At 69.0% G+C, this 16,532-nt stretch carries 17 protein-coding genes and 1 pseudogene; 9 read left to right on the forward strand and 9 right to left on the reverse strand.

The window, feature by feature from the left end:
• Positions 1 to 29: 29 nt before the first annotated feature.
• Together ACFWF2_RS30570 and ACFWF2_RS30575 are read right to left on the reverse strand one after the other, a co-directional pair.
• Positions 30 to 557, reverse strand: a complete 528-nt coding sequence (locus ACFWF2_RS30570; protein WP_379310942.1) for a YbhB/YbcL family Raf kinase inhibitor-like protein — start codon at positions 555 to 557, stop codon at positions 30 to 32.
• Between the two features lie 27 nt (positions 558 to 584).
• Positions 585 to 1,946, reverse strand: a complete 1,362-nt coding sequence (locus tag ACFWF2_RS30575; RefSeq protein ID WP_379310943.1) for a M20/M25/M40 family metallo-hydrolase — start codon at positions 1,944 to 1,946, stop codon at positions 585 to 587.
• 143 nt (positions 1,947 to 2,089) lie between these two features.
• Between ACFWF2_RS30575 and ACFWF2_RS30580 the strand changes: the two genes are divergently transcribed.
• The gene (locus ACFWF2_RS30580; protein ID WP_379310944.1) at positions 2,090 to 3,043 is read left to right on the forward strand and encodes an endonuclease/exonuclease/phosphatase family protein; all 954 of its coding nucleotides are present in this window, start codon (positions 2,090 to 2,092) and stop codon (positions 3,041 to 3,043) included.
• Positions 3,044 to 3,046: 3 nt separating this feature from the next.
• On the opposite strand, the gene ACFWF2_RS30585 is transcribed toward ACFWF2_RS30580, so the two are convergent.
• Positions 3,047 to 3,661, reverse strand: a complete 615-nt coding sequence (locus ACFWF2_RS30585; protein WP_379310945.1) for a TetR/AcrR family transcriptional regulator — start codon at positions 3,659 to 3,661, stop codon at positions 3,047 to 3,049.
• Positions 3,662 to 3,717: 56 nt separating this feature from the next.
• Here ACFWF2_RS30585 and ACFWF2_RS30590 point away from each other — a divergent pair, with 56 nt between their 5' ends.
• Positions 3,718 to 4,572, forward strand: coding sequence for an alpha/beta fold hydrolase (locus ACFWF2_RS30590; protein WP_379310946.1), 855 nt, complete (start codon positions 3,718 to 3,720; stop codon positions 4,570 to 4,572).
• Between the two features lie 6 nt (positions 4,573 to 4,578).
• Here ACFWF2_RS30590 and ACFWF2_RS30595 read toward each other — a convergent pair whose 3' ends face one another.
• Together ACFWF2_RS30595 and ACFWF2_RS30600 are read right to left on the reverse strand one after the other, a co-directional pair.
• Positions 4,579 to 5,580: a DUF6745 domain-containing protein gene (locus tag ACFWF2_RS30595; protein WP_379310947.1), complete on the reverse strand. Its 1,002-nt coding sequence runs from the start codon at positions 5,578 to 5,580 to the stop codon at positions 4,579 to 4,581.
• Between the two features lie 20 nt (positions 5,581 to 5,600).
• On the reverse strand, positions 5,601 to 5,927 hold the full coding sequence (locus tag ACFWF2_RS30600) for a hypothetical protein (protein WP_379310948.1): 327 nt from the start codon (positions 5,925 to 5,927) through the stop codon (positions 5,601 to 5,603).
• A 154-nt stretch (positions 5,928 to 6,081) separates the two neighbouring features.
• On the opposite strand from ACFWF2_RS30600, the gene ACFWF2_RS30605 reads away from it, so the two are divergent.
• Genes ACFWF2_RS30605 through ACFWF2_RS30625 form a run of 5 tightly spaced genes read left to right on the forward strand, consistent with a single transcriptional unit; the run spans position 6,082 to position 11,190 of the window.
• Positions 6,082 to 7,062, forward strand: coding sequence for an STM4015 family protein (locus ACFWF2_RS30605; protein ID WP_379310949.1), 981 nt, complete (start codon positions 6,082 to 6,084; stop codon positions 7,060 to 7,062).
• Between the two features lie 6 nt (positions 7,063 to 7,068).
• Positions 7,069 to 8,130 (forward strand): STM4014 family protein, encoded by a 1,062-nt coding sequence (locus ACFWF2_RS30610; RefSeq protein WP_379310950.1) that lies wholly within the window; start codon positions 7,069 to 7,071, stop codon positions 8,128 to 8,130.
• Positions 8,127 to 8,963, forward strand: a complete 837-nt coding sequence (locus tag ACFWF2_RS30615; protein ID WP_379310952.1) for an STM4013/SEN3800 family hydrolase — start codon at positions 8,127 to 8,129, stop codon at positions 8,961 to 8,963. The genes ACFWF2_RS30610 and ACFWF2_RS30615 overlap by 4 nt, the downstream gene beginning before the upstream one ends.
• Entirely contained in the window at positions 8,960 to 10,297 is a 1,338-nt protein-coding gene (locus ACFWF2_RS30620) for an STM4012 family radical SAM protein (protein ID WP_379310953.1), read from the forward strand. The genes ACFWF2_RS30615 and ACFWF2_RS30620 overlap by 4 nt, the downstream gene beginning before the upstream one ends.
• A 2-nt stretch (positions 10,298 to 10,299) precedes the next feature.
• Positions 10,300 to 11,190: an STM4011 family radical SAM protein gene (locus ACFWF2_RS30625; protein ID WP_379310954.1), complete on the forward strand. Its 891-nt coding sequence runs from the start codon at positions 10,300 to 10,302 to the stop codon at positions 11,188 to 11,190.
• A gap of 12 nt (positions 11,191 to 11,202) precedes the next feature.
• Here the strand turns inward: ACFWF2_RS30625 and ACFWF2_RS30630 are convergent, their stop codons facing one another.
• Together ACFWF2_RS30630 and ACFWF2_RS30635 are read right to left on the reverse strand one after the other, a co-directional pair.
• Positions 11,203 to 11,814, reverse strand: coding sequence for a class I SAM-dependent methyltransferase (locus tag ACFWF2_RS30630; protein WP_379310955.1), 612 nt, complete (start codon positions 11,812 to 11,814; stop codon positions 11,203 to 11,205).
• Positions 11,815 to 11,853: 39 nt separating this feature from the next.
• Positions 11,854 to 12,939 carry a metallophosphoesterase gene (locus ACFWF2_RS30635; protein ID WP_379310956.1) on the reverse strand — a complete coding sequence of 362 codons (1,086 nt, stop codon included), beginning with the start codon at positions 12,937 to 12,939 and terminating at the stop codon, positions 11,854 to 11,856.
• Between the two features lie 72 nt (positions 12,940 to 13,011).
• Here ACFWF2_RS30635 and ACFWF2_RS30640 point away from each other — a divergent pair, with 72 nt between their 5' ends.
• Positions 13,012 to 13,956 (forward strand): AraC family transcriptional regulator, encoded by a 945-nt coding sequence (locus tag ACFWF2_RS30640; protein ID WP_379310957.1) that lies wholly within the window; start codon positions 13,012 to 13,014, stop codon positions 13,954 to 13,956.
• Positions 13,957 to 13,960: 4 nt separating this feature from the next.
• Here the strand turns inward: ACFWF2_RS30640 and ACFWF2_RS30645 are convergent, their stop codons facing one another.
• On the reverse strand, positions 13,961 to 15,439 hold the full coding sequence (locus ACFWF2_RS30645) for a sugar porter family MFS transporter (protein WP_379310958.1): 1,479 nt from the start codon (positions 15,437 to 15,439) through the stop codon (positions 13,961 to 13,963).
• 182 nt (positions 15,440 to 15,621) lie between these two features.
• On the opposite strand from ACFWF2_RS30645, the pseudogene ppk2 reads away from it, so the two are divergent.
• A pseudogene (gene ppk2 / locus ACFWF2_RS30650) lies at positions 15,622 to 16,368 on the forward strand (polyphosphate kinase 2); the annotation flags it as partial.
• Here the strand turns inward: ppk2 and ACFWF2_RS30655 are convergent.
• Positions 16,309 to 16,521, reverse strand: coding sequence for a hypothetical protein (locus tag ACFWF2_RS30655; RefSeq protein WP_379310959.1), 213 nt, complete (start codon positions 16,519 to 16,521; stop codon positions 16,309 to 16,311). The pseudogene ppk2 and the gene ACFWF2_RS30655 sit on opposite strands and share 60 nt — an antisense overlap.
• Positions 16,522 to 16,532: the final 11 nt, after the last annotated feature.

Genomic DNA, 16,532 nt, shown 5'->3' on the forward strand with positions numbered 1-16,532 from the left:
CGTCTCCCGGGGCCACCGCCGTTTTCCGCTCAGCCTTGCTCGTAGGTGCCGATCAGGGTGGCCCGGCCGAGGGAGTGGGAGAACAGGTTGAACCCGAGGTAGGCGGGTGTCGCGTCCGGCCCGACCTCGAGCTCGGGGACGTCGACGGCGTGCACCACCACGAAGTACCGGTGCGGCCCATGGCCTTCCGGCGGCGCGGCGCCGACGAAGCCGGGGAACCCGCCGTCGTTGCGCAGCGTGACTGCGCCGGCGGGCAGTGTCCCGCCTTCGCTGCCCGCACCCGCGTCGAGGGAGGTGACCGAGGCCGGGATGTTGGCGACGGCCCAGTGCCAGAAGCCCGACGCGGTCGGGGCGTCCGGGTCATAGACCGTGACCGCGAAGCTCTGGGTGCCTTCCGGGAAGCCGGACCAGCTCAGCTGCGGCGAGATGTCCTTGCCGCCCGCCCCGAACACCCCGGACACCTGATCGTTGGCCAGCGGCTGACCATCGGTGATGTCGGCGGAGGTGACGGTGAACGACGGAATCTTCGGCAGTGCGTCATAGGGGTTGTAGCTCATGGGGTCTCCGATTCGTGGCGTCGGTGCTCAGCTGTGCAGGAGGAAGTGTTCCAGTACCCGGGTGCCGAATTCCAGTGACTGCACCGGCACCCGCTCGTCCACCCCGTGGAACAGGGCGGTGAAGTCCAGCTCCGGCGGCAGCTGCAGCGGCGCGAAGCCGAAGCAGCGAATACCCAACCGCGCGAACGCTTTCGCGTCGGTGCCGCCGGAGAGCATGTAGGGCACGGTGCGCCCATTGGCGTCGTTGGCCAGCACCGCGTCGTTCATCGCGTCGACGAGGTGACCGTCGAAGGTGGTCTCGTAGGAGTCGAGTTTGGTGATCCACTCGCGTTCGACGTCGGGGCCGATCAGCTCGTCGACCTCGCGTTCGAACGCGGCTTGCCGCCCCGGCACGACCCGGCAGTCCACGACGGCCTCGGCGGTCTGCGGGATGACGTTGGCCTTGTAACCCGCTTGCAGCATCGTCGGATTGGCGGTGTCGCGCAGGGTGGCGCCGATGATGCGGGAGATGGTGCCGAGCTTGGCCAGCTGGCCTTCGATATCGGGGCCTTCCGGGTCGAACTGCAGCCCGCTCTCCTCGCTGACGGCGGCGAGGAATTCGGCCACCGAGTCCGACAGGACCACCGGGAAGGTGTGCCTGCCCAGGCGGGCGACGGCTTCGGCGAGGATGGTGACAGCGTTGTCGTCGTGCAGGAACGAACCGTGCCCGGCGCGAGCCTTGGCCCGCAGGCGCATCCAGCCCAGCCCCTTCTCCGCGGTCTCCACCAGGTAGAGCCTGCGTTCGGTGCCGTCGGGACGCGGCACGGTCAGCGAGAACCCGCCGACCTCGCCGACGGCCTCGGTGACGCCGTCGAACAGGTCGGGCCGGTTGTCGACCAGCCACTGCGACCCCCACTTGCCGCCGTTCTCCTCGTCGGCCAGGAACGCGAACACCAGATCGCGCGGCGGCACCGTGCCCTCGGCCTTGAACTGGCGGGCCAGGGCCAGCGTCATGCCGACCATGTCCTTCATGTCGATCGCGCCGCGACCCCACACGTAGCCGTCGCGGACCGCGCCGGAGAACGGGTGCACACTCCAGTCGGAGGCTTCGGCGGGGACGACGTCGAGGTGTCCGTGGATCATCAGGGCGCCGCGGCTGGAGTCGGCGCCCTTCAACCGCGCGAACACGTTGCCGCGGCCGGGCGCGCCTGATTCGACGTACTCGGTCTCGTACCCGACCTCCTGCAACTGCGCGGCCACCCACTCGGCGCATTCGCGCTCGCCTTTGGTGGTCGCCAGCTCACCGGTGTTGGAGGTGTCGAACCGGATCAGCGCACTGACCAGCTCCACCACCTCGTCCACCGCGCGGGACCGTTCGTTCGAACCAGAACTCTCGCCAGATGCCGACACGTCCCCTTTCCTACCACCCCTGCCGCCTCCCCCGCGCCACTCCCCTTGCGCGGCGAGGATTGCACCGCTGCTGGCGACTACAACTCGCGCTGAGCGGAATTCCGGATTGGCGCGCCCACCGGCTCGCGTGTTTGGCTGTGGCGATGAGATCGCGGGTCGTTCGGGTCGGTACCTTCGTGCTGGCAGGCACCGCGACGCTGGCGGGCGCGGTCGGTATCGCGCTGCACTACACCGGTTGGCCGGCGGAGGCGTTGGTGCTCGCCACGTCGGGGGCGCCGTATCTGATGATCGGTGCGATCGTCGGCGCGGTGGGGTTCGCGGCGACCCGGCAGTGGCTTGCGACCGGGGTCTCGGTGGTCGTGGCGGCGGTCGGGGTGGCGACCCAGGCGCCGCTGTATATCGCCGATACCGGCGGCGACGGTCACCCGGTCACGGTCATGCAGGCCAATCTGCTGTTCGACGGCGCCGACCCGTCCGCACTCGTCGAAGCGGTGCGGACCCGTGATGTCGCGGTGCTCACCGTCAACGAACTCACCCGCACCGCCGTCACCGACCTCGGCGCTGCCGGACTCGACCAGCTGCTGCCGTACCGCTATCTTGCGCCCGGCCAGACGGCGAGCGGGACCGGCATCTGGAGTCGGTATCCGTTGTCGGACACCGTCGAATACGACGGTTATGTCCTCAATCAGATCTCGGCCACCGCCACCGTGCCGGAGGTCGGGCCGGTCTCGGTCTATGCCTTTCACCCCGTCCCGCCGGTCTACGACACCGACGTCTGGGCCGATGAGTTGTCCCGGCTCGATGCTGTCCTGCGCCGGTCTCCTGCGGATCGCCCGGTGGTCGTCGGTGGCGATTTCAATGCCACCTACGACCACAGCCGCTTCCGCGCGATGGCGTCGGGCCGTTTCGCCGACGCCGCCGAGCAAGCCGGTGCCGGACACCTGGTCACCTATCCGACCGACAAACGGCTGCCACCGCTGGTCGGCATCGACCATTTCCTGCTCGCGGGCGCACACGCCACCTCCGTGGAGACCGTCGCCATGCCCGGTGCCGACCACAAAGCCCTGGTGGCCCGTATCGTCCTCGAACGCCGGTAACGCTCACCCCGGCCGCGCCGCAATGCGGTCGCGGGCGGCGAGCAGGGCGTCGATCCGAGCCGAGATCGCCTGACCGGCCGCGAGCAGCGGTTCGGTCGAACGCAGTGTCCGGCCCAGCACGAACGCGCCCTCCAAGCCGCACAGCACACCGAGGATCAGCTCACGCGCGGCCGGCTCATCGAGGCCGCGGCCGACGAAATACGCTGTGCCCTTGTCGATCCAGTCCGTGACGACCTCGGCGGCGACCTCACGCAGTGCGGGTTCGCTGTCGGCGATCTCGCCCGCCACGGTGCCGACCGGGCACATGTTGATCCACCCGGACTCCTCGAGCGTGCGTGCCGCATCGGCGAAGGCGGCGGGCACGGCGGCCCGGAGGTCGTCGTGTGGGTCCATCAGCAGCGGCAGCAACTGGATGTAGGCAGCGCCCGAGCCGCGCAGCGCCTCGGCCGCGATCTGCACCTTGCCGTGCGGAAAGTGGTGGTAGAGCGACCCCATCGGCGCCTCGGCGGCCGCGGTGATTTGTTTGACGGTGATGGCGCTGTACCCGTGGGTGCGCATCAACTCGGCGACCGCGACGACCAGGCGATCCCGCGTAGTCGTTGACATCTTCTCGCTCACCGTTCCAGAATAGAGCAAACGCACTAGAGCATTTGCTCTAACGTCTGGAGGTTCTCATGCCGACCGTCGAACTGCCCGCGGGCCGCATCCACTACCGCGAACATGGCGATGGCCCGCCGGTCGTCCTGCTGCACGGCCTGCTGATGAACCACACCGTGTGGGATTCGGTCATCGACCTGCTGCCGACCGGCTTCCGCTACGTCCTGCCCGACCTGCCGCTCGGCGCGCACCCCGAACCGCTGCGCCCGGGCACCGACCTGAGCATGCGCGGCCTCAACCAGCTCGTCGCCGACTTCCTCACCGCCCTCGACCTGACCGACGTCACCCTCGTCCACTCCGATTGGGGCGGTGCGCTGTTCCTCACCGCCTACGGCCTGGACAAACGCGTCGGCAGGCTGATCGTCTTGCCCTGCGAAGCGTTCGACAACTTCCCGCCCGGCCTCCCCGGCAAGACCGCGATCCTCGCCTCGATCCTGCCCGGTGGCGTCACCCTCGCACTGCGCCAGCTGCGCATCCGCCGGCTCCGCAGCAACCCCCTCCTGTTCGGCTGGATGGCCAAATTCCCCCTCCCCGACGACCTCGTCCACGGGTGGACCGAACCCGGCCTCCGCGACCCCGGCGTCCGCGCCGATGTGCTCGCCTACATGCGCTCCGGTTACGACAAACCCACCCTGATCGCGAATACCGAAGCGCTGCAGCACTTCCCAGGTGAAGCCCTGATCCTCTGGTCATCGGCGGGCAAGGTGATGCCCCGCGAGCACGGCCGCCGCCTGGCCGCCCTCATCCCCCACGCCCGGCTGGTCGAGATCGACGACGCCTACGTCCTGTCGATGATCGACCAACCCGCCGCCGTCGCGGCCGCGGTCACCGAATTCCTCACCACGACAGCGGCGCGCCCGTCGGAGCGCTGACGCCGCTCAGGTCTGCTGGACGGGCTCGTACGCGTCGGCGGCGAGCCCGAACGTCCACGCGACACCTTCCCTGGCGGTGCGGGTCGTGGGCGGAACCCGCAGCCAGTAGGTGCGGTTGGTGCCGTCCGGCTCCGGCGTGGAGTTGACCACCTCGACCATCACCACGTCCTCGTCGCCGAGCAGGGCGATCCGCCACAGGATGCCGGTCTCGTCGCGGTGGACGGGGCGGGCGTCGGATTCGGTGAGATAGCGGTCGTAGCCGTAGTGCTCGAGCATGACCCGCCGCAGTTCGGCGTTCTCCTCGTCCCGGATCCGCTGTGGTGTCAACGAGCCCAGGCTGTCGAGGAACTCGGCGGGCACCGGCATGCCCCGCCAGGCGTACAACGCGAAACCGTCGGCGTAGGCCAGGGCGGGGCCGTCGGCGCGATCGAGGCGGCCGGCCTCGTCCCGGTGCAGTGCGATCGGACGCTCGGAGATGATCGCGATCTTCTCGTAAGGCCACCACCAGCCGGCCTCCGCGGCGACCGCGGCAATGCTGTCGAGCGGCCGTCCGGGTGCGGTGTCGTAGGCGCTGAGCCACGCCGCCTCATGCTGGCCGAGCACAGCATCGAGCAGCAGTACCCGAATCTGCCGTTCCTGCTTGCGATCACCGGCCGCGACCTCGACGACTCCGGCGCGAATGCGGTCGACGACAGAGTTGGTGAGTTCCCACAGGTCGGCCCCGGTCGCCCGCCAATGCGCGCTGTAGCCGTGCGCCCCGAGTTCGGTGTGCAGCCGGGCGCGCTCGGCCGCCCACGGGCCGCTGCGCACGGCCTCCCGCACCGGCGCACCCGTCTCGATTCCCGCGATCAGCATCCAGATAGCCGCCAGCGGCGAACGGGCCCACAGGATCTGTTCCGGTTCGGGCAGGCCTGCCCGCGAATAGGCGAGTCGCACACCTGCTTCGGCGGCAGCACGGTTACCCGGGCCGGAAGCGGCGGCGACCGAGCGCCAGTTGCGGTCCGTCATCGTCGTGTTCCCCTCGATCATCAGTCGGCCACCACTCGCACGGAACCGGGCACGTACTCGCGCTGCCGCACCACCCGGTACCACCCCTTTGGCAGTCCGATGGCCGCGTGCTCCTCGTGCACCACGCGCCCGCCTTCGGGCAGGTGCAGCAGCATCGGCCCGAAAACCCCTGCCTCCCTGATCAACCGGCCGGGGCCGGGAATCGCGTGTGCGTGCCCGGTCACTTCCCCCAACGCCAGGACGAGCCTGCCCCGGCCGTCACGCTTCTCGCCGTGCGCCGCGCGGGCACTGTCGGGCACCGCGGACTCGGTCAGCGGCACGATCAGCACATCGCCTTGTCGATACATGAATTTCCTCCCGTCACGGCCCGCGACTGCTGCCGTGGCGTGGACGGTAGCGGCAGGTGCCGACAACTCGGCCCGGCGCGCGGAATGTCGGTGGCGCTTGGTAGAAACGCAGCTGTCACACGGGGTCACCACGCCAGAAGGGGCGGGAACATACATGTCCATCGGAGAACATCTGCACGGATTGGGCGGTCTGCCCGCATACCAGTTCCCGGAGCTGGAGGAGGATGCCGCGGCGCAGGAGGCGGCGGTTCGCCTGTTGCCCGGCGCCGATGACGTGGCGTGGCGGATCAGCGTCGACGTCGACGAGGCCGAGGAGACCTGGCCCGAAGCGTTCGGCCGGTTCCTCGACACCGTCGATCCGGCGCGGGTGCGCGCGCTCATCGTCGGTTCGTGGGCCGATGCCTTCGACAGTCGCCCCGATGATGTCATCGACGCCATCATCGCTGCCCGCGAGCAGCTTCCGGCCCTGCGCGCGCTGTTCGTCGGCGACATCACCGGTGAGGAGTGCGAGATCTCGTGGATCCACCAGGGTGAGGTGACCAGGCTGCTCGACGCGTTCCCCCAGCTCGAAGAACTCGGTGTACGTGGTGGCGAGAGCCTCGAATTCCCCGCGGTCCGGCACGAGAACCTGCGCACCTTGAAGGTACAGGCAGGTGGTCTGCCGGTGGCGGTGGTGCGCGGTGTCGCCGCCAGCGAGCTGCCGTCGCTGCTCGACCTCGAGCTGTGGCTGGGTACGTCCACATACGGCGGCGACGCCGATGTCACCGATCTCGCGCCGATCCTGTCCGGCGATCAGCTGCCCAGTTTGAAGCGGCTGGCCCTGCGTAACAGCGAGATCCAGGACGCGGTGTGTGCCGCGGTGGCCTCGGCGCCCGTGGTCGCCCGCCTCGACGCGCTCGACCTGTCGATGGGTGTGCTCACCGACGACGGCGCCGCCGCCCTGCTCGGCGGGCAGCCCCTGACCCACCTGAAATCACTGGACCTGCGCCACAACTATGTGAGCAAGGAGATCGGCGCCCGCCTTGCCGACACCCTGACCCCGGCGGGTGTCGAGCTTGACCTCGATACCGACAATGCCTATTCCGACGACGACGGCGACGGTACTGTGTGGCGATTCGTCGCGGTCGGGGAGTGAACTGACGTGCGATGGGTGGTGGTCGGCAACGCCGAGAACCGGCGGGTCCGGCTGTTCACCGAAGCGGCACTCGCCGACGGGTATTCCGCTCCGCGAGTCGTCGAGTGGCTCTCGGTTCTGACCGACGATGGTCATGATTTCACCGACGACGAGATCGTCCGGCTGGATTCGCCGGGCGAGAACCCGGCGGTGGACGCGCTGCTGCGCGGAGTGAACGAGCCGACCCGCGTGGAGGGTTCGGCCCGCTGGTACACCGGCTTCCTCGCGGCGGTGGGTTCGCTGCGTGGCGGGCATCGGCTCGACGATCCGGCCGATCTCGCGGTCCTGTTCGACAAGCGGCGCTGTCACGCACGCCTGGCCGAGGCGGGGGTGCCGGTACCACCGTCACCCGCCGGGCCGCTGCGCGGCTGGCCGGACGTGCGGGCTCGGATGCGAGAGGCGGGAATGGCGCGGGTGTTCGTCAAACTCGCGCACGGCTCGTCGGCATCCGGGGTGCTCGCGATCGAGTCGACCGCGTCTGGCCGCTGGCAGGCGACCACCTCCGTCGAGGTGAGTGTTAATGGGGCACTGCACAATTCACTGCGGGTGCGGCGATACCGCGAGGAACGCGAGATCGCCGCGATCGTCGACCGGCTCGCCCCCGACGGCCTGCACCTCGAACGCTGGATCCCCAAGGCCACCACCGGCGGCCGGACGGCTGACCTGCGGGTCGTTGTCATCGCAGGCCGGGCCTCCCATGTCGTGGTCCGCACCAGCAAGGGGCCGCTGACCAACCTGCATCTGGGCGGTGCCCGCGGGGATCTGGCCGCGGTCCGCGCTGCGGCGGGCGAGCATTGGGCCGAGGCCATGGAGATCTGTGAACGCGCCGCGGCCTGCTTTCCCGCGACCCTGTGCGTCGGGGTCGATCTGCTGCCCGGTCTCGGCTGGCGGCGGTTCACCGTCGGTGAGGTCAACGCGTTCGGCGACCTGCTGCCCGGCCTGACCGGGCTTGCGGGCACACCGGCCGAGGGAATGGACACCTACACCGCGCAACTCACCGCCGCGGCTGCCATCGGAGCGTCTCGATGACCCAATCCCCGCTCTCGCGTCCCGACATGACCGAGGTCGTCGGCCGCGACGACCTGCTGCTGCTCACCCTCGACACCTTGCGCTACGACGTCGCGACCGAACTCGCCGCGGCGGGCAAGCTGCCCACCTTGTCGGCGTACCTGCCGCAGGGACGCTGGGACAAACGCCACGCACCGGGCAGTTTCACCTACGCCTCCCACCACGCCATGTTCGCCGGTTTCCTGCCGACCCCGGCCGTGCCCGGCCCGCATCCGCGCCTGTTCGCGGCCCGTTTCGCGGGCAGCGAGACCACCGCCGACGGCACCTTCGTCTTCGACGAACCCGATCTGGTGACCGCCCTCGCCGCGCGCGGCTACCACACCGTCTGTGTCGGCGGTGTCGGCTTCTTCAACAAGCAGGGGGCGCTCGGCAGTGTGCTGCCAGGCCTGTTCGCCGAAAGCCATTGGGAGCCTGACTTTTCCGTCGCCTCACCGACATCATTCGAAGCTCAGGTGGCGTGCGCGGAACGCGCGGTCGCCGCGGTGCCCGCCGATCAGCGGGTCTTCCTGTTCCTCAACGCGTCGGCGCTGCATCAGCCGAACTGGTTCCACCTCTCGGGCGCCACCCGTGACGTCGGGGACAGCCGCGAAACCCACGCGGCGGCACTCGAATACATCGATGCCCATGTCGGCAGGCTCTTCGACGCGATGCGGGCACGCCGCCGATGTTTCGCGATCGTCTGCTCCGATCACGGCACCGCCTACGGCGACGACGGGTACACCGGTCACCGGCTCGGCCACGAGTCCGTGTGGACGGTCCCCTACAGCCACTTCTTCCTGGAGCCCTCCCCATGATCGACACCGCGCTACCCCGGCCATACCAGAACTACGTCTACGCCTACCCGCACAAGACCGCCTACCGGCTACTGCCGGACCGACCCGCACTGTCGCAGGTGTGGGCGGGCGAATCGCGGTCCGCGCTGTCGCTGTATCTGCACATCCCGTTCTGTGAAGTGCGCTGCGGTTTCTGCAATCTGTTCACCCGGGTCGGCGCCCCGGACGATCTCACCAGCCGCTACCTCGACGCCCTCACCCGCCAAGCCACCGCCGTTCGCGAGGGCCTGGGCGACGCCGAACCCCCGCGGTTCGCGAACGCGGCCTTCGGCGGCGGCACCCCGACCTTCCTCGAGGCAGGCGAACTGACCCGGCTGTGCGATATCGCCGAGCAGATCATGGGCGCCGACCTGCGCGCGATCCCACTCTCGGTGGAAGCCTCCCCCGCCACCTCGACCGCCGACCGCCTGGCCGTGCTGGCCGATCGTGGCGCGACCCGCCTGAGCCTGGGTGTGCAGAGCTTCATCGACGAGGAGGCCCGCGCGGCGGTGCGCCCGCAGCGGCGCACCGATGTCGAAGCGGCACTGGGCCGTATCCGCGAGGCGGGCATTCCCGTGCTCAATATCGACCTCATCTACGGCATCGACGGCCAGACCGCCGCGAGCTGGCAGGTGTCCCTCGACGCGGCGCTGGCATGGCGACCGGAGGAAATCTACCTCTACCCGCTGTACGTGCGTCCACTGACCGGGCTGGCCAGACACGCCGATCCCGCTGTCGCCGAACAGGACTGGGATCGCGACCGGCTCGCCCGCTACGCCCAGGGCCGCGATCACCTGCTGGCGGCCGGCTACGAACAGGTGTCCATGCGCATGTTCCGCCGCCGCGACGCCCCACCCCAGGGCCCCGACGACTATGCCTGCCAGACCGACGGCATGATCGGACTCGGCTGCGGCGCCCGCTCCTACACGAGCACCCTGCACTACTCCTTCGACTACGCCGTCGACATGCGGGAGGTCCGCGGCATCATCGACACCTATATCGCGACAACGGATTTCGCATCGGCGCTGCACGGTCGGGTGATCGACGTCGACGAGGCCGCCCGCAGGCACCTGCTCCAGTCACTGCTGCAAGCCGACGGCCTGGCTGTCGCCGACTACCGCCATCGCTTCGGCACCGATCCCTGGGACGATTTCGGCGACCAGCTGCACGTCCTCGCCGACCGTGGCTGGCTCGCCGACGCCGGCGCCGACCTGCTGCGCCTGTCCCCTGAAGGACTGGCCTATTCGGATGCCATCGGCCCCGGCTTCTTCTCCCCCGCCGTCCGTGCCGCCATGGCCGCATACGAGCTGCGCTGACCGTGGACCTGACACTCCTGTACCGCGGCCCGCTGTCGTCGTGCGACTACGACTGCCCGTACTGCCCGTTCGCCAAACGCAGAGACTCCACCGAGCAACTACGCGCGGACCGCACCGCCCTGCACCGTTTCACCGACTGGGCCCAAGCGCAGACCGATGACCGGCTGTCGGTGCTGTTCACGCCATGGGGTGAGGGCCTGGTGCGGTCGTGGTACCGCACAGCCTTGATCGAGTTGTCCCACCTGCCCCACATCGATCGCGTCGCCATCCAGACCAACCTCAGCGGCCGCATCGACTGGACCGCCGACGCCGACCCCGACACGCTCGCTCTCTGGTGCACCTATCACCCCGGCCAGACGCCGTATCGCCGTTTCCTCGACAAGGCCGAACGCCTGGCCGAGACCGGAATCCGGTTCAGCGTCGGCATCGTCGGCCTGCCCGAACACCTCGACCACGCCCGCCGCCTGCGCGCCGACCTGCCCGACCACGTCTATCTCTGGGTCAACGCCGCCGAAGGCCACACCTACACCGACGACCACGCCGCGCAGTGGACCGCCATCGACGCCCTGTTCCCGTTCAGCAGGCACCCACACCGCTCGGCAGGCGCCGCCTGCCGCACCGGTTCCTCGGTGATCTCGGTCGACGGCGACGGCGAGGTCCGCCGCTGCCATTTCGTGCGCACCCCACTCGGCAACCTCTACGACGGCTCCTACCGCGCGGCACTGACGCCACGACCGTGCCCACTGACGGTGTGCGACTGCCACATCGGCTATGTCCACCTCGAAACACTGCCGCTCTACGACGTGTTCGCCGGTGGCGTCCTCGAACGAATCCCGGCCGTGCCTGCGGTCGAGCCGATGTCGAGCGTCGTACTCACCGGGGTGGCACCGTGATGCCGAACCGTGTCAGCGAGCGACACCCAGCGACAACGCGGCGAAGGCCTTCGGCGCGCCGGGGTGATAGAACCGGTCGAGTTCGACGGTCTCGAACCCGGCGTCGCTGATCAATCCGGGAATGTCACGCACGAGGTGACATCCGCCCGCGATCCGCTGCTGGACCGGATCGAGCCGGTACTGCCAGGTCCGGACCGACGCGTCGGGAGCGAGGCCGTGTTCGACGAAGTGCAGCGTTCCGCCCGGCTTGAGCACGCGGCGGATCTCGGCGAGCGCGGTCGCGACATCGGGGATGGTGCACAACGTGAACGTCGACAGCGCGGTATCGAACGTCGCGTCCGGAAACGGCAGCGCCTGACCGTCCAGCCCGGCCCGCTCGATCGGCACCCTGCTCGCCGCGACCCGCTTCGCCGCGATCTTCCACGCGATGTCCGCGGGTTCGACGCCGCTGACCCGCTTCACCGCGTCCGGGTAGAACCCGACATTGGTCCCCGACCCGAACCCGACTTCGAGCACCTCGCCGTGCAGACCCGCGCAGGTGCGGCGGCGCAGGGGATCGTTGTTGGCCACCCCGCAGACGGTGTCGACGATGTGCGGCAGGATCCGGTCGGTGTAGAAGCCCATCCCCCGATCATCCTCCTGCCGGCAGCGAACTGCCGTCGATCAGGCCAGTCGGCGGTCGAAGACCTGCGTGCCCGCGCCCGAACCGGGATCGACCGTGATCACCCGCAGGTTCACCGTGTCCGGGGTGAGATCCATGACCATGAAGCCCAGTTCGTGCTGGGTCTCGTACAGGGCAGGGTGTCCCGATCCGGCCGCGGCGTGGCCGCTCGCCGTTTTGCCCGCCGCGCCCGAGATGATCTGGCGGGTGCCCTTCGACGCGGCGGTCGGTTCGAGCACCTGCAACGTGTGGTCGTGGCCCGAGAGCAGGAACGACACCTTGCCCAGCACGTGATCTTCGAAGAACCGCTTGGCGTGCACACCGTTGAGCGGCTCGATCGGCAGCCCCTCGTAGTTGCCCGCATCGCCGTGCGGGCCGTTGCTGAGGTACGGGTGGTGGGTGCAGGCGATCTTCCACTGCGCGGTGGACTCGGCGAGGGCCCGGTCGAGCCAGGCGCGCTGTTCGTTCATGTACTGCCCGTCCACCGACCAGTACGGGTCGAGCAGCGGTGGAATGTAGGCCGCGAGCGGGTTGACGTCGAGGACGAAGAACTCCACCACCGGGTTCTGTTCGGGCACCCGCACCGAGTAGTAGCGGCTCGGCATCCACCACCGCGCCGATTTCGCGTGGTACTCGACCTCGTGGTTGCCGCGGACCAGCCAGCCGCCGTCGCCGGGGAACACCCCGGAGGTGTCGTGGTTGCCCAGCGCCATCGCCCACGGAAAGTCCAGTCCCGCATTGGGATCCTCGAACTTCGTGGCGAACTGCACGTCATCGGGACCGTCGGGGCCCGATTCGTAGATGTTGTCGCCGAGACCGACGGCCATCGTGAACGGCTCACGAGCATGGAACGCGCGAGCGGCGTCGGCGACCGCCCACTGCGTGCGGCTGCCCGTTCCGGCGTCACCGGTGATCAGAATCCGGGCGGTGCGGCCCGCCCGTGGCGCGAACTTCGGCACCTCGGCGGGCACGGCCGCCGCCGGCGTCAGCCCGACGAGCGTGATACCGGCGACAACGCCTGCCGCGCCGGCCAGAACTTCCCGCCGGCCGAGCCCGGCCGGAACGGAATCGGTGGTGGAGTGCGACACGTGGATACTCACCTTCTGGTCAGGGATCGGGGGAAACTTACACCGCGGTGGTGCTGTTGGATACTTGTCCCCATGGCAGACCGGATGTCTCCCCTCGTGCTGAGCACCGAGAGCGTTTCCGCCCAGGAGGCTTTCGACTATTGGCGCGACAGCATCTGCGCGATGTATGTCCGGATGCAGGTCGATCCGCTGACCTCGGCGGACTTCCACGCCCGGATCGAGTACGCTACGCTGGAGAACTCCGTCGGCCTGTCGAGAGTCAGGGCCGACGCCCAGCGTGCGCGCCGACGCCCGGTCGACCTGCAGGCCGACGCCGAGGACTGCATCCTGGGCGTCATCACCCTCGACGGGCAGGCGGTGCTCGAACAGGACGGCCGCACCGTCGCCGCCGAGCCGGGCACGCTGATCCTCATCGACAGCACCCGCCCCTACACCGCGACCTGGACGGCGACGTTCGAGGAACTGGTGGTGCAGGTTCCGAAGCACAGCATCTCGGTCACCGACACCCGCTCGCTGACCGCCCAAGCCTTCGGACCCGGCACCGTCGCGCCGGTCGTGACCTCGTGCTTCACTTCCCTTTTCGACCTCGTCTCCACCGACCCCGCCCAGGCAGCTCCGCTGGTCCCGCACGCCCTCGGCTTGTTCGGCGCGGCCGTCGCGACCGCGGCGGGGCGCAAGAGCGAGCCGGAGGAGATCACGGCGCTGCTGCGTCAACAGGTGTTCGACTTCCTGCACAGGCACGCGTGCGATCCCGAACTCGGTGCCGACACGGTCGCCTCGGCCTGCGGGGTGTCCCGGCGGACGCTGTACCGGATCGTCGGCGGTGGCGGTATCGCCCACCACATCCGCGAGATCCGGATCGATCGCGCCAAGAAACTGCTGCAGCGCGAGCGGTATCAGTCGATGGGGGCGATCGCCGCGGCCTGCGGTTTCGGTAGCGAGTCCGGGTTTCACCGCGCGTTCCGGGAGTCGGTGGGCGCGACACCGGCCGACTACCGGCAGATGGTGCGCCCGTAGGCGATCACACGGGCGAGTTGGGCCGCCCGACTCCGGTCGCGGCGTCCATGTCCTCGAGCGACATGCCCTTGGTCTCGGGCACGAACCGGAACACGAACAGCAGCGACAGCAGGGCGAACGCCGCGTACATGCCATAGCCGAAGCCGAGCGAGAAGGTCTTCAGGCTCGGGAACGACACGGTAATCGCCCAGTTCGCGGCCCACTGACCGGCCGCGGCGAGCGAGAGCGCGGCGCCGCGGATCCGGTTCGGGAACATCTCGCCGAGCAGCACCCACACCACCGGGCCCCAGCTCATGCCGAAGAAGACGACGAACAGATTCGCCGCGACCAGCGCGATCGGGCCACTCGCACCGGTCAACTGCGGCTCCAGGACGCCCTCGTCGTTGGGCACCTGGCCCGCGGTGCCGAAGCACACCGCCATCGTGGCCAAGGTGATGGTCATGCCGATCGAACCGATCAGCAGCAGCGGCCTGCGCCCGATCCGGTCGATGAGCATGATCGCGACGATGGTGGTGGCGATATTGACCACCGAGGTGAACACGCTGATCTGGAACGACTGGGACTCCTCGAATCCGACGGCCTCCCAGAGCACATTCGAGTAGTAGAAGATCACGTTGATACCGACGGCCTGCTGAAAAACCGACAGCAGCAGACCGACCCAGACGACCGGATAGATCCCGCCGGCGGGACGGCGCAGGTCCTTCCACGACGGCTTCACATCGCCCTCGAGACTGTCCTCGATCCGGCCGATGGTGAGTTCGAGGTTCCGCTCGCCGAACAGCAGCGTCAGCACCGTGCGTGCCTCGGGGATGCGGTGCGTCGCGACGAGGTAGCGCGGCGACTCCGGAATCGTCGAGGCCAGTACGCCGTAGACCACCGCGGGCACCATCATCGACAGGAACATCCAGCGCCAGGCGTCGAGACCGAGCCACAGTGTCTGGCCGGCCCCGCCCGCGATCTCGGCGAGGACATAGTCGACGAGCAGCGCCAGGAAGATGCCGAGCACGATCGCGAGCTGCTGCAGCGATCCGAGTCTGCCGCGGATACGCGCCGGTGCGGTCTCCGCGATGTAGGCGGGGGCGATCACCGAGGCGACGCCGACACCGAGGCCGCCGATGACGCGCCCGATCACCAGGATCCAGACGCTGGGCGCGAACGCGGTCACCACCGCGCTGAGGAAGAACAGCGCGGCCGCGATCTTCATGACCTTGATCCGGCCGATCCGGTCGGCGATGCGGCCTGCGGTCATCGCGCCGGCGGCCGCGCCGAGCAGGGCCGAGGCCACCGCGAAACCGAGAACGGCGTCGTCGACATCGAATTCGTCCTGGATCGCGGCGACCGCGCCGTTGATCACCGCGCTGTCGAAGCCGAACAGCAGACCGCCCAGCGCCGCGACGGACGCGATCCGGATGATGTGGTTGCCCGCAGCGCCTTCCTCGTCGGGAGCGGCGGGCTGATCGGCGGCGGAACCTCCGTCGGACATCGGCGTCGTCCTCTCCGCGGCGCGGCAGGCGGATGCCACGCGCAGCACTGGGTGGGTCAGGTCGCAGTATGCCCTGACCTGCGGGCCGATGTCGTCGAGGACACGCACGCGAGCGCAGCGCCGCAGGCGGCCCACACCGCGTGTTCACCTCGGCGACACGGTCGTCGGTTAGCGTCCGGCAGATGACCGATGTCGAGACACGCACGATCCCCCGCGATCTGAGCGAGATCGCCGATCTCGCCACCGCGGTGAATCTCGCCGACACCACGGCGTTCTCCGTCGACGACAGCGACGACGACGATCCCGTCCTGCTCACCGAGCCCGGCGGCCTGATCGTCGACACCTGGCGGGAGGGCTATCCGTACGACGAACGCCTCTCGCGCACCGACTACGAGTTCGACAAGCGGCTGCTGCAGATCGAGTTGCTGAAGCTGCAGAACTGGACAAAGGCGACCGGCAGGCGCATCGTCATCGTCTTCGAGGGCCGCGACGCCGCGGGCAAGGGCGGCACCATCAAACGGTTCATGGAGCATCTGAATCCGCGTGGCGCGCGGGTGGTGGCGCTGGAGAAGCCCTCGGCCCGCGAATCCACCCAGTGGTACTTCCAGCGTTATGTCGAGCACCTACCCGCGGCGGGTGAGATCGTGCTGTTCGACCGCTCCTGGTACAACCGTGCCGGTGTCGAGCGGGTGATGGGTTTCTGCACGCCGGAACAACATCGGCGCTTCCTCGCGCAGGTGCCGTTGTTCGAGCGGATGCTCGTCGACGACGGCATCGATCTGGTGAAGTTCTGGTTCTCGGTGTCGCCGCTGGAGCAGCGCACCCGCTTCGCGATCCGCCAGGTCGACCCCGTGCGGCACTGGAAGCTTTCACCGATGGATCTGGCGTCGCTGGACAAGTGGGACCACTACACCGCGGCCAAGGAAGAGAACCCTGATGCCCTCGATGATCGCGCGCAGCTGATCCAGGGTCCGGTCGTTGGCGTCGGTGATCGCGCCGACCGAGGCCTTGTCGGGCGGGAGCTGGTAATCGCGCAGCCAGGTGCCGTTGACGTGGCGGTACAGATCGTCCTGCGGGCGGATGGTGGGGTCGC

Origin of the sequence: Nocardia sp. NPDC060259, from assembly GCF_042728775.1 — a bacterium.
In the GTDB taxonomy this organism is placed as follows: domain Bacteria; phylum Actinomycetota; class Actinomycetes; order Mycobacteriales; family Mycobacteriaceae; genus Nocardia.